Annotated in this window: 12 protein-coding genes; 1 reads left to right on the forward strand and 11 read right to left on the reverse strand. The window is 37.4% G+C overall.

Going from position 1 to position 13,288, the window contains the following annotated elements:
• Positions 1 to 147: 147 nt before the first annotated feature.
• Together ACWNMY_RS03875 and ACWNMY_RS03880 are read right to left on the reverse strand one after the other, a co-directional pair.
• Positions 148 to 1,284: a class I SAM-dependent methyltransferase gene (locus ACWNMY_RS03875; protein WP_449536968.1), complete on the reverse strand. Its 1,137-nt coding sequence runs from the start codon at positions 1,282 to 1,284 to the stop codon at positions 148 to 150.
• Positions 1,285 to 1,468: 184 nt separating this feature from the next.
• Entirely contained in the window at positions 1,469 to 2,104 is a 636-nt protein-coding gene (locus tag ACWNMY_RS03880; protein ID WP_449536969.1) for an MBL fold metallo-hydrolase, read from the reverse strand.
• Between the two features lie 294 nt (positions 2,105 to 2,398).
• Here ACWNMY_RS03880 and ACWNMY_RS03885 point away from each other — a divergent pair, with 294 nt between their 5' ends.
• A complete protein-coding gene (locus ACWNMY_RS03885) occupies positions 2,399 to 2,572 on the forward strand; it encodes a DUF2759 domain-containing protein (RefSeq protein WP_449536970.1) in 174 nt (57 codons plus the stop codon).
• A gap of 98 nt (positions 2,573 to 2,670) precedes the next feature.
• Here ACWNMY_RS03885 and ACWNMY_RS03890 read toward each other — a convergent pair whose 3' ends face one another.
• The 9 genes from ACWNMY_RS03890 to ACWNMY_RS03930 all read right to left on the reverse strand — a co-directional run bounded on the left by ACWNMY_RS03890 (position 2,671) and on the right by ACWNMY_RS03930 (position 13,249).
• Positions 2,671 to 2,985, reverse strand: a complete 315-nt coding sequence (locus tag ACWNMY_RS03890) for an MTH1187 family thiamine-binding protein (protein ID WP_449536971.1) — start codon at positions 2,983 to 2,985, stop codon at positions 2,671 to 2,673.
• Between the two features lie 34 nt (positions 2,986 to 3,019).
• A complete protein-coding gene (locus tag ACWNMY_RS03895; RefSeq protein WP_449538379.1) occupies positions 3,020 to 4,147 on the reverse strand; it encodes a YqgU-like beta propeller domain-containing protein in 1,128 nt (375 codons plus the stop codon).
• Between the two features lie 181 nt (positions 4,148 to 4,328).
• The gene (locus ACWNMY_RS03900; RefSeq protein WP_449536972.1) at positions 4,329 to 5,522 is read right to left on the reverse strand and encodes a M14 family metallopeptidase; all 1,194 of its coding nucleotides are present in this window, start codon (positions 5,520 to 5,522) and stop codon (positions 4,329 to 4,331) included.
• A 238-nt stretch (positions 5,523 to 5,760) separates the two neighbouring features.
• A complete protein-coding gene (locus ACWNMY_RS03905) occupies positions 5,761 to 7,656 on the reverse strand; it encodes an LTA synthase family protein (protein ID WP_449538380.1) in 1,896 nt (631 codons plus the stop codon).
• Positions 7,657 to 8,057: 401 nt separating this feature from the next.
• The gene (locus ACWNMY_RS03910; protein ID WP_449536973.1) at positions 8,058 to 9,023 is read right to left on the reverse strand and encodes an ROK family glucokinase; all 966 of its coding nucleotides are present in this window, start codon (positions 9,021 to 9,023) and stop codon (positions 8,058 to 8,060) included.
• Positions 9,024 to 9,056: 33 nt separating this feature from the next.
• Entirely contained in the window at positions 9,057 to 9,281 is a 225-nt protein-coding gene (locus ACWNMY_RS03915) for a YqgQ family protein (protein ID WP_449536974.1), read from the reverse strand.
• A 128-nt stretch (positions 9,282 to 9,409) separates the two neighbouring features.
• Positions 9,410 to 10,879 (reverse strand): spore germination protein, encoded by a 1,470-nt coding sequence (locus ACWNMY_RS03920; RefSeq protein ID WP_449536975.1) that lies wholly within the window; start codon positions 10,877 to 10,879, stop codon positions 9,410 to 9,412.
• 368 nt (positions 10,880 to 11,247) lie between these two features.
• Positions 11,248 to 12,795 (reverse strand): rhomboid family intramembrane serine protease, encoded by a 1,548-nt coding sequence (locus ACWNMY_RS03925; protein WP_449536976.1) that lies wholly within the window; start codon positions 12,793 to 12,795, stop codon positions 11,248 to 11,250.
• A 274-nt stretch (positions 12,796 to 13,069) separates the two neighbouring features.
• Entirely contained in the window at positions 13,070 to 13,249 is a 180-nt protein-coding gene (locus tag ACWNMY_RS03930) for a hypothetical protein (protein ID WP_449536977.1), read from the reverse strand.
• Positions 13,250 to 13,288: the final 39 nt, after the last annotated feature.

Below are 13,288 nucleotides of genomic sequence, written 5' to 3' on the forward strand. Positions count from 1 at the left end.
GCCTCGCCGTAATTGCGTCCAGATTTCGGACTCGTATTTTACACGAGTCAACTCCTTACGAAATCTGTGACATCCCCCGGAGGCTTAACATTGTTGAAAATTATTAGTATACAATGCCATAGGTACCGCATTCATTCATATAGCTGCCTAAAGAGGTGGGTGATTTTTACTGAACAATGTTATATTTCCCCATTGCATCTTTACATTTTTCTGTTGAATAACCACGTGAAATGCTGAACTCATTCCACCATCCATAATCAGAGATCGGACGGCTCGATTTTGTTTACTTGTTACCGAAAATGGGTTCGAATCATAATTGTCCTGTAAGTATGTAAGAATCCCCGCTGCTATCAGAAACTCATCCTGCCTCATTTTCCGAACAAACTCCAATCCAAGCTCTTCCCCAAATGATATGAGTGCGTCAAAATGAATATGTGTGGTTAAATCCATATCACCTGGATACTGAAGTGGATGATCAATTAATTGATGCTTATAATAACCCCGTAGGCTTCCGTTTTTTCTTGAAGGCTCCTGCCATTCTTCGTTTGTATATCCATAATCAACCGTAAACATGACTGCTTTTTCAAGTATACTGTTCATTTCTTCAAAAAAAGAGAGCATTTGAAGTGGAATTTCGAACCTCTGTCCATTTGTTAGCGCTATATTATGAGTCTCTAAGTAACGAATTACATCTTCATCTATTAGAGGAGCATGGGTTTCAACTAACTGATCTTCTTCGTTCATTGTAATCTTAACCTCATAAATGACATCTCCCTTTTTTTCAATGACTCTCACAGGGAATGCATCAAAAAGTTCATTTGAAAACAAGATTCCATCAAACGTATCAAAGTCTTTCTTTGCCTCTTTCAAACTACTGTATTGGATAACTTTTTCACCGACTGGCAATAGCTCCTGTTGAATACGCTGATGAAAAGGACTTGCTTCAATGATAATATATGTTAGTTTGTCGTAGGTGTCCATGAAGGATGTTTTCATTTCATCTAGTACAGCTTTAGCAAACCTTCCGTTGCCTCCGCCAATTTCAAGAATGAACGGTGGAGTTTTTTCTGTAGAGATTAAGTTATGAAAAATAGTGGCGAAAAGTTTACCAAAAATTGTTGAGATATTACTGCTCGTAATAAAATCTCCTTTTTTCCCTACCTTTTCGCCTTCTTTCATATAGTACCCTTTTTCATGATGATAGAGAACCGTATTCATATATTGTTCATACGTGATTTCTTTATTTTCAGATGCGCTTATTAGCTCTTTTAGTATGTCTATCATATGATCACCTTTACTAGTTTTCACCATTGACACAGTGTTTAGATTATTATATTGTAAGTTTAATAGCTTACAATATCCCTCCCATTATACGGATATATAAGTTTTGGCGAATGCCAGCTTAGGCTAAAACATCCCCCAGAAAGGTCTGACTCAATAGAGTTAGACCTTTCTGTTTTATATTTAGTTAAAAGCCATTTAGGAATGGATTGTGATCCATTTCAGCTTCGATTGTTGACTCGGGACCGTGACCTGATAATACAATTGTCTCTTCTGGTAATGTGAGTAATTTTTTATGAATACTATCTAAAAGTTGATCATGGTTTCCACCAGGTAAGTCTGTTCTCCCAATGCTTCCTGAAAATAAAGCATCTCCAGAAAAAACGACACCAAGTTCCTTACAATAATAGGATACACTTCCCGGAGAGTGACCAGGTGTGTGAAGAAGGTCAAATGTAAAAGCCCCTACAGTAAATGCTCCTTCCTTAGGTAGCACGGTGGCCTCTACCTTTGATGAAGTTTCATGTCCCGGAATGAAGAAGGACGATCCATTTAAGGCAGGGTCCTTTAACCAGTTCTTCTCTTTATCATGAATATAGACAGGTACATCCCAGTTTGTACACACATCATCTACTGCCCCAATATGATCGAAATGAGCATGTGTTAATAAAACCGCAATTGGTGTTAAAGCTTGTTTCCTTAACAGTGCGATAAGTTTCTGCCCGTCCCCACCCGGATCGAATATGACACAATCTTTCTTTGAATTTGCCAATATGTATGCATTTGTTTGTAAAGGCCCTAAAGGAATCCTTTGCCACTTCATATTATTCCCTCCACTGCTTCATAATCTACCATTCATTGTACACTATTGTACAAAAACGAAAAAGCATTCAATAATTGACTCACAAGTGTCACTTTTTACTCCTCGACAAAAGTGGATAAAAGGATTAGAATATAAAGTGAATCTATCTGTATCTCTACATAAAGTGTTTTACGCCTTTTATACAATTTACTATTGTTATGTTGTATATTTTCATACAATGGGCAAAATAGTAATGGAATAGGAAAAAGGCTGCTTACTACATGAAACATTGATTATAGCAAGGGGGTAAGTCACATGGGTCTTATGATTATTTTTGCATTAATTGTCATCCTATCTGCATTTGGAATTATTCGTACTTTACGTAGTAAAAACATCCTAGGCTTTATTTTCGCTGCAGGTGTCTTTTTAGTATTAGGCTGGTTCACAGTCATGACAATCTGGAAAGATGGATTCCCAACAGCGCATTAATTTCTAAAGCGAAGCACTCTTGTAGTAATTTTTTGTACAAGGGAGCTAGATGTGGAATACAACGTACCAAAAAAGCCATCACATCCGATGGCTTTTTTCTATTCATTCATCCTTCTCTGTACACTTTCAAGCTTGGAACTCATGGTCGATTTTTTATCTCTTCTGTCATCAATACGAATGTTTGTCGCAACTCGAGAGATACCTTCTTGAAACGGTGCTTCATGAATCGCTTGAATCACTGTAAAAAGAGTAGATAATTCTCCTTCAATGATTGTATTCATCGGGGTAAGCTGGTATTCGATAACCCCATTCTCCTTATACTCTTCAAGTATTCGTTGAATTCCAGCCACATATTTACTAACACTGGGTGTTTCCGTACCAATTGGAATCACAGTCACATCTACGATTGCCATCGTGCATTCACTCCTATCAACTAACGCTTTTTAATTAAAAGAGAACTAACTCCGATACACTTTCTGTTTTTAGATCAATGATTTTTTCAAATTGATATCCGTATAAACATAAGTAGCCGTTTGGAGAAAAATTTAGAGGCTGGTCATCAATCTTCTGAAGTATTACCTCTTCTTTTCCCGTATTCATGTCATAAGAGACAAGATCAAATTTTTCAGCATATGTGTCAAAAGCACCTGTGGAATATGGCTTAAAGGTATAAAATTTCTTTTGCTGTGCAGCATAGTCAGCTGAAGGTATATACCATTTAGAGTAATCACTCAAAAGCGGCATGCTAAATTCATGCATTTTTGTATTTTTCTCTGGATGAGAAAAAGTTATCCTTGCTTGTGCTTCCTGTCCTTGGATTAGTTCATATGTCACTAACAAATCAAAAAAAGTGGAGAAAGAAATAATATTTTCAAATAATAAGCCTTCCGTTTTTGTATCTAAATGATACGAATAAAGCGGTGCAAAAAAATCAAGGGAATTTTGGTCCCATTTTAAATAGGCGATGGTATTCGGATCTAACCATTGGATAAAGGGCTGGAACACCTCAAACTTTGTTGTAGTTTGTTCTGTGATATCAAGCAAATGCGTTTGAAAAGACCAATCCTCTAAAAAAGAGGTAACAAAGACTTGATCGGGCGAATAAGGATTCCAACTATAAAACAAATCAAAGGAATTTAGTTCCCATTCATGCTTAACATCTCCTTCCTTGTCAACAGCTACTAAAGTTGCCTGATTGACTGAATTTGATGTATGGAGTAAGAACATAGAATGATCTTCATTTGCCTTCATTGTCAGTACTGGAGTTGATGTTTTGAAAAACAGCTCTTTTTCACCTGTAAAAAGATGATATTTGTAAATTTCAGAACCTCCGCCATTCTCAATTATGTAAAGAATCGTCTCGTCATCATACCATTCACCAACAGTAGTAAAGGCTTCACCTTGTATCTCAAGGGGTTGAATTTGATGATTATCCCCAAAGAACTCAGTTGGAATGGGACCTTTGCTTACATTTTTTAGCCCACTCTCTGGCGCATCACTTATATCAAATGGTTGATGAGAGTTACAGCCCACTAATAAAACAAGAAACATAAAACATATACAAACATTTCTCATCAACTCAAAAATCACCTCTTTACACTACATTACAAATCAAAGAGTACGTCTCTCCGTACAATAGCAATCAACAACTTTTTTCATTATTATTCCCTTTACAGATAATACGATTATGCATGTAAAAAAGTTTCAAAGCAAGCAAAAAAAGCCGTAGTTTTACGGCCTTTTTAGGGTAACGCTTTCACATATACATGGCAGCCAAAAAGACACCAAGAGTTTCTTGATAGATCTCATCAAATTGAGAAAGTGGCAGTGGATTAACCCCTTCACCTAGCTCAAAGGTAAAGCCTGGACGCCTAAATTCCTGTATGAACCAATCCTTATACCCTGCATGACTATCCACATATTGTACTGCAAGATAACCACTGACTCTTGCAAATTCCTTCGAAATTCTTTCTGACTCTGGTGGCTCTAGGCCTTCATAGCCCCAATATATTTCCTTTCCTTGGGTATGGAAGGCTAAAACACGCGAAAAGTTAGATGACCTTGTTAGTTGCTCGACTGCGATGACTTCCGGTTCTGTAAGCGGCGCATCACCTGGATAATCTCTAGGTGCAGGAGCCTTCGGTTCTTTCCGTTCTTTTTCAATTTCCCATCTTGCAGGGAACTGATTATTTAAATCAACACCACGGATATTTGCTTTCCAATCCTTGAAATCAAGACTACCGTTATTTATCTCTACAACCTCCCTTTGATACGGTTCTTGTTCGGGAGGACCATTAAGGACCAAGTTAACTCCATCTGGGTTTACCATTGGCACTAGGGATAACATTGCTTCTAGATAAAATGGTTCTACATAAAAGCCTCTTATTGGTGCCATGTTTGTGAGCGCAAGTAAATAATCATTTAAAAAGGACATGATAACATTTGTCGTAATCCATTCATTTGCATGAAAGGATCCATTCACATGTACTCTTTTTGCTCCTCTTCCAACTCCGAGCTCCACAAGGTCATTTCCTAACACACTTTTTCCAATAGAACGCGTTTGAAGAAACGGATAAATTGACTTTAATTGCTCTATATCACTCATCATGGCAGCAAAATCATATTCTCGATTCCCATTTACAATTGGCTGCACAACCCTTTCAGGTACCAATATCGTGGTCCCAACTTGTAGGTTTTCTGCTTGAACCCCGGGATTGACAAGAAATAAGGCGTCAGCTACTAGTGTGCGGGATTTAGCCAGTTTCCATAATGTATCACCTGAATCAATGGTATGCTCTTGTAAAACAAATCCTGGTATATTCACTGATGCCCCAACTTGCAGTAAATTAATATTTAGATGTAGGTTGGAATCAATAAGTAATTGTGTGGGGATTCCAAATAATTGCCCGTAATACCATAACGTATCACCTGGACGGACTGTAACTTTCAAAAAAATACCTCCTTATTCCCTTCTCCTACTACTCTATGAGCCGAACAAGTTTATCATTCCGACGACGAGTTTTACGGCAAAAGCCTTTTTAGACATTGTTACATAACATTGCTGGAGGCAATACCTTCTTTTTCGCTTTTTAGCTACCCCTAATTCAACTATTCTATAAAACAAAAACAGAGTGTAGACCAAGTCATTTCTGACTTTGTCTACACTCTGGTAAAACTTTTACGGTACATTATTCCGCGAATTCTTCTGGTACCGGTTCACGATAAGACGTACCATTGTAGAACCGTAGAAGGTCACCATAGATAATCTCATCTGAATATTCCAACTCTAGAGTTGCTTTTTCCATATACGGCTCACAGAAGCTAAGCTCATTCTCTTCTCCAGTTTCTTTATCGTAACAAGTGTTTTTCGTAAATACATGCTTATCAGTGATAAAGCTGCCGTCTCGAAACACGGTAAACGGTAATTTTTCTTTTGAGAATATATCACTGCCGAAATGAACATCGTTACTTGTATCAATACCAAGAAGATTTAGGATAGTTGGCTTAAGATCAATTTGACCAGAAACAGTCGATATGACTTGTGGATCTTTATCCGTCACTCCCGGGATATGGATAATTAATGGCACCTTTTGTAACTGAATGGAATCTACAGGTGTAATCTCTTCTTTTCCTAAAAACTGTGCCATTGCTTTATTATGGTTTTCAGAAATGCCATAATGGTCTCCATACAAGACAAAGATTGTATTTTCATACATTCCTTCTTCCTTTAGACGCTCGATAAAGAGTTTAATGGATTCATCCATATATCGAACTGTAGGAAAGTATCGATTTAATGTTCTTGAATTTGAGTTGTATTCATTCACCATTCGGTCCTCTTCTTCAAGCTCAAATGGGAAATGGTTTGTTAATGTTATAAATTTTGAATAAAATGGTTGTGGCTGTGATTTTATCAGATCAACAGATTGTTCAAAAAAATCAATATCCTTCAAGCCCCACCCAATTGAATTCTCTTCCGTCACCTCGTAGCTATCGACATCAAAGAATGTGTCGTAGCCTAACGAATCATACATGATATCACGATTCCAGAAGGTTTTATTATTTGCATGAAAGACAGAGGAAAAATAACCATGCTCTTTAAGAATTTCAGGTGTTGCTGTATATTCATTAGAAGCATGCGTAAAGAACACAGCTCCCCGTCCAAGTGGATATAGTGAATTCTCTAATAAAAACTCGGAATCAGATGTTTTACCTTGACCTGTTTGATGATAAAAGTTTTCGAAGTAATAACTTTCATTGATAAAATCATTTAAGAATGGTGTGATTTCCTCTCCATCAATTGTTTCATTAATGACAAAGCTTTGTAAGGACTCCATTGAAATAATAACAACATTTTTCCCCTCGGCTATGCCAAACTTTTCACTTGGGTCCTTTTTATTTGCTTTTAAGTAATTTTCAATATCAATAAATGAACTACTATCTGCTAAAGCCCTCTGTGCAGAAGACTTTGATTGAAGAACAATATCATAAATTTGGTAATTATATGTTCCAATATTCTTTACTAACATTTCGCGGTCAAACGTTCTTGTAAGTAATTGTGGTCTCTGCGCTTCAGCCAATCCAAGATTAAAAAAGAACACTGCTGCAACTAAGATGAAATACGTTCTTCTTTCCTTCTTCGTTATAGCTTGAGCAACTGTAAAGCTAGGTTTATATTTATTAATCAAGATCAGAATTACTACATCAATAAAAAGGAGTGGGTCTGTTAGATGTAAGTTTCCAGTGATACTCGTTCCCAGATCCCCCATATTACTCGTTTGGAAGAGAACAGGAAGAGTCAAAAAGTCATTGAAGAATCTGTAAAACACAACATTTGCATACAAGACAAATGAAGATAGAAAACTAGCAAATATGATAAATCGATTTCTTCGTTTTTCCTTAATAAAAAAGGAAATACCAAAGAAAAGCAGCAGGAAACTTAATGGATTTATTAATAAAATAAACTCTTGCATTATGTTTTCTATTTTAATATCAAAGCTAGTTTTATAGACAATATATGTTTTTATCCATAGCATGAATGTTGCCAGAAAGACAAATTTTGATTTGGATAAGGTTGATGATTTAATCATCATAATACCTCCTTGTATTCAGGACCACGGAACCATAAAAATAAAATCTGTGGCATCCGCCAGAGAAATTAACTTTAAGCAGGTTGAAATTTAAAATTTTACTGCATAAAGTTAACTACCATTTTTAGGAAAACAAAAACCTAGAAATAATCTTAATACTTTTTTTACGTAAAATCAATCGTCTATACAACCTAATTTTATAGACTCATATCGTTTTACATTATGTATATACTTATAAGACGTTTAGTTGACTAGAAAGTTTCATAGTAAACAAAAGTAACAATCTTTTAAATTTTCTAACAAAAATGTAAAAAAAGAGATTTCGATGTTGAAATCTCTTTTTTCTATTACCTTGTAAGTAGGCTATACCCTATAACCATATGTGTAATATCCAAATATTAAAGTTTTGTTTTTGCTAAATAAGCTGCACCAATTACCCCAGCATCATTCCCTAGGGTTGCGATTGTAATTTCAGCAGCATCTCCAACTCGTGGGAAAGCGAACCTTTTAAATTGCTTTCGTAATGGCTGTAGTAGGTGTTCTCCAGCTTTTGATACACCGCCACCTACGACTATTTTCTCTGGATTGAGACCATTTGCAATATGACTTAGTGCTAACCCAAGATGGTATGTTACTGTATCAATAACTTTCTGTGCCAGTTCATCCTCTTTACGCGCTGCTTCAAATACATCCTTGGCAGTTACGTTACCTCTCTCTTCGAAAAGATCCCTCAGAATGCTTGGGGCTAATTGCTCTTGAATCGCCTCTACTGCAAGACGAGCGATACCAGTTGCAGAACCAATTGTTTCGATACAACCCGTTTTCCCACAACCACATAATGCTCCACCTTCAGGTATTGAAGTGATATGTCCAATCTCCCCTCCGGCACCGTTCGTTCCACGAACTACCTCACCATTGGAGATAATACCTCCGCCGACTCCGGTTCCCAATGTGACACATAACAGGTCCTTTGCTCCATCGCCAGCACCCTTCCACATTTCTCCGATTGCTGCTACATTTGCGTCATTATCCACAACTGCTCGTAACCCAATCTTCTCCTCAAGTTCGGATTGTAATGGGTACATCTCCTTCCAGCCTAAGTTAGTTGTCTTATAAACGATTCCTTCTTCAAAATTGACAGGTCCTGGCGCACCCATACCTACACCTACAAATTGAGCTTTGGAAAGCTGTAAGTCGGACATTTTGCTATCAATTGCTTTTGCAATATCTGGAATTATTTTATCCCCTGATTTATCAGTTGGAATTTCCCATTTGGTCACAATATCACCTTCTTGCGTGATGAAAGCAAGCTTTACTGTGGTACCACCTAAATCAATCCCTATTAGTAATTGTTCCTTACTCATATGTACTCCTCACCTTTGTTCATAGAATCAAAATCAAACGCGTTTCTTATTATTTTTTTGCTTCTTTTCAGTTTCCCTCACAATTTCTTGACGCAGGAGAAAAATTGCCATTTGATAATCCTTTGTCTCAATCAGTTGAGAGTTATAAAGTTCTTGTATCTCTGTTTCCATTAATTCAAGGTCTGCGACACGCTCACCTACATAAATAATGGTCCCGAATTTTTTCAAAAATTGTTGAATATCATAAATTGTCTTCACGTTTTTCACCTACTACATTCTAATCCATAATCTCTTCTAGCTTATTCAATATTAATGGAATCTGCAAGTGTTTTAAAATATATACAAAAATATGTAAAGGAGTGTTCGCGTGAACACTCCTTTACATTTTATTTATCTGGATCTCTCGGATGTAGAATTTTTGGTCTAGACCGCTTTAATGGGATAGGCGCACGAAATAGTACATCTTTTAAGCCCTTGTAAGAAAATGGAATAAACGGCCATAAATATGGCACATTAAATGATTTCATTCGTGCTAGGAAAAGAATCCATAACGTAATTCCAGCAACAAATCCGACTGCCCCAAATATACTCGTCGTTAGTAAGAGAAATAATCGAGCTAAACGGTTTGCGAGACTCATTTCATAGCTTGGTGTTGAGAACGTACCAATTGCTGCTATAGCTAAATATAAAATAACTTCGTTCGTAAATAAACCAACTTCAACAGCTACCTGCCCAATTAACATGGCCGCAACGAGACCCAAGGCGGTGGCGAGCGAGGTTGGCGTATGTATTGCCGCCATTCGTAATAGGTCAATCCCAATTTCAATTAAAAAGAACTGTAGAATCAGTGGGAGCCTGCCATCATCATTTGGTCCGATAAACTTTAGATTATCCGGCAGTAGTTCAGGATGGACTGCAAATAAATACCATAATGGCAATAAAAAGAGTGATGCCCATACACCAATATATCGAACAAGACGCAGGTATAACCCCGCTGCCGGGCTATTCCGATATTCTTCAGCATGCTGCATATGATGCCAAAATGTTGTTGGTGTGATTAAGACACTTGGAGAACCATCTACCATGATAATAATATGCCCCTCATATAAATGAGCCGCCGCGGTATCAGGTCTTTCTGTATATCTTACAACAGGATATGGATTCCAATGTCGTCCAGAAATGTATTCTTCAATCGTTTTTTCACCCATTGGCAATCCATCTGTATCAATTTTTGAGATGGAATCTTTTACTTCTTTCACATGATCGGCGTCAGCGATATCTTCAATATAACAGACTACTATGTCTGTTTTAGAGCGTCTCCCCACCTGCAAATACTCCATACGAAGAGAGCGATCTCGTATTCGTCTTCTCGTTAAAGCGGTATTAAATACAATAGTTTCAACGTATCCATCTCTTGCGCCTCTAACTACCCGTTCCGTGTCAGGTTCTGCTGGTCCCCTTACAGGATAGGTCCTCGCATCGATCAAAATAACCTTTTCAACGCCATCAATGACAAGGGCAGTCGGGCCAGCAAGTACCATGTCAACTACCTTATCTAAATCATCTGTACTTTCCACTTCAACATACGGAATATAAGTTTTAAGAAGCTTTTCCAATGCATCTATTTTAAACGTAGTTTCATCCAGCTTTGAAAGATATTTCTGTAATAAATGTAAAATATCATCCTTGATCAGACCATCAATTAAAAACATGGCCATGTCTTTCCCAGCATATTCTACATCCAGTTGTATTACATCGAAGCTTTTATCAACACCAAGAGCCTCTTTTAAATAGGTAACATTTTCCTTTATACTAGGCGAGACCGGATGCTTCGGCTTTTCTTTTTCATTTCCCATTTGAATCACTCCAATCCGTACAAAGACCTCAAGCTTGATTTTTTTCGTATAGGCTACTAATCCATCTTTGACGTAAAACTGGAAAATAATACTTACTGAGGAAAATGATTCAAAATAACAAAAGCTGAAAGCGCCTCGAAAGGGTACGTCCACTAAAGGCTGCCACGTCCTGTGGCAAACGCGGACGACAGCCCATCCTCCAAAATGCTATGCATTTTCTTCGTCGATGATATGCTGTCGAAGCTTTCCATATCTTGTGCAAGTCCGACAAGACTACCTCGAGGGCTAGGCGCTATAACCAGATGCCGAAGCACTTAGTCTTAAGAGGATTTTTAGACAATAAAAAAAGTGCCTCAACTGAGACACTTTTAATTTATTGTATTGTTCATGGTATTTATTTCATTAATAAGCTCTTGATAGCTTTCATTTTCCGGTTCGACCCTGATTGCCTCCTCTGCAGCTTCCTTGGCGCTGTCGTATTCCTCAAGCTGTAAATAAACGAGAGCTAGGTTATAATGAGCTTCCGAGATACTTGGTTCTTTTTCTGTTACAATCTCCAAGTGTTCTCTAGCGGCTTCAAATTTTGCTAGCTTAATTTCCGCATAAGCTAAATAAAAATAGAATTCTGCAGAATCCGCTCCTTCTTCTTCCGCATCTACTAACATTTCGTATGCTTTGTCAATCTCATTTGATTCAAGAAGCTCTTGTGCGGTTTGTACAACAAATTGCGGATTGTCAGAGTGCGGCTGTATCACATACCCTACGTAAAAAAGCACGGCAAGGGTGACTATAGTTGCAAAAAGGCCACCAAGCTGCTTTACGAATTGTTTTTGCTTTGGCAAATGTACAATGCTCGCCGCTAGAAATCCTCCTACAAGTCCGCCGATATGTCCTGAATTATCAATTCCAGGAACAACGAATCCAAACACTAAATTGATGATTATGATCCCGATTACATTTGGACCCATCGTCCTAAAAAACAGAGAGGGAAATGCGGTACCAAAAAATAACAAGGCACCAAAGCAACCAAAAATAGCGCCAGATGCTCCAGCAGCAACATTCGCATTAAACACAAAACTGGCTAGACTTCCTACAAACCCCGCAAATACATAGATAAACAAAAATCTTCCCTTACCGTATAGCCTTTCTACCTCCATGCCTAAATAATATAAGGCAAACGTATTCATCAAGAGATGAAAGAATCCAATATGTAGAATCATCGGAGTAAAAAAACGCCACCACTCCCCATTTATGATTCGAAAGTTTTCCTTTGCGCCATATTCTATTAGTGTATTTGTGTTCGTACTTCCACCATTTAACTCTAATACTGCAAACATGATTAACTGAATGGCTATTAAGATATATGTAAAGAAAGGCTTCCCATTTTGAAAAATTTGTTTTTCACTTGATATTCGTTTATTTGCTACAGTGATAACTTCACGTTTTAGTTGCTCAATAGACGAGATATCAATATACAACGAATCTTCCACATCAAATTGAGTATGAACTTGTTTTGAGACCTCTGACAAACCAACCTTCATATTTTCTGATTCAATTAATGTCGTATGTATAGTTGTTGCCCCTTTAGCCCCTACAACAAGTGGGTGTTCTATCCGAAATTTCCAATCATCCACAGGCGGGTAGGTTGAGATATAAATATTCAGAGCATCTAACTTTCGTACAAACAATCGTTTTCTAATCTGTTCTAACCGTTGTGCAGTGATTTCCATATCTCGCTGCATCCAATTACTCCAATCAAGATCATGCCGTAAAATTCGTATAATTTTTGGTTTGCTTTTTTGAGTGGACTCTAGCCAAACCTCATTATTCGATTTTGATAATTGAAGAATTCGATAGCCACCTTCTTCTTGCAGTGCCTGGATCATTTTCCAAAAGAGATAATCTTGTTTGAACACCGTATCTCCCCTTTTAGTACGTGTTCAAAAAGGAGGATGAAAAGGACCAAGAAGTTCGAGGCGGCGCAGTTTTGAGTAGCGGAACGTATGTAGTTAATACGTGAGCAACGGAGAAACAAGCCAACGAAGAAATTCGATGTGTCATTTTCACCGGACTTTTTGAACATCATATATTTTTTCTTTTATTATAAACGTTTTTACATAGTGGTTACCAAGTTTCTGTCTTATCTATGAAAAAAACCTGTTGAAAGAATATCAACAGGTTGGTAAAGATTTAACGGAAGGCTTGATTCATCATTTTGTTACGAATAAATGGGATTTTCATCGATGTACTGATAAAAATACGTCGAATTGCAGGGTTACCAAATACACGGTTAAAAATTCGATAACGGTATCTGTACACTGCATAAATCCCACCAACAAGTATAGTCATTCGGGTCAATATGCTTAACATGACAATCCCTCCTAGCTATACTTTTTGACTATCTCTTTC

It is taken from the genome of Ferdinandcohnia sp. Marseille-Q9671 (genome assembly GCF_976954385.1).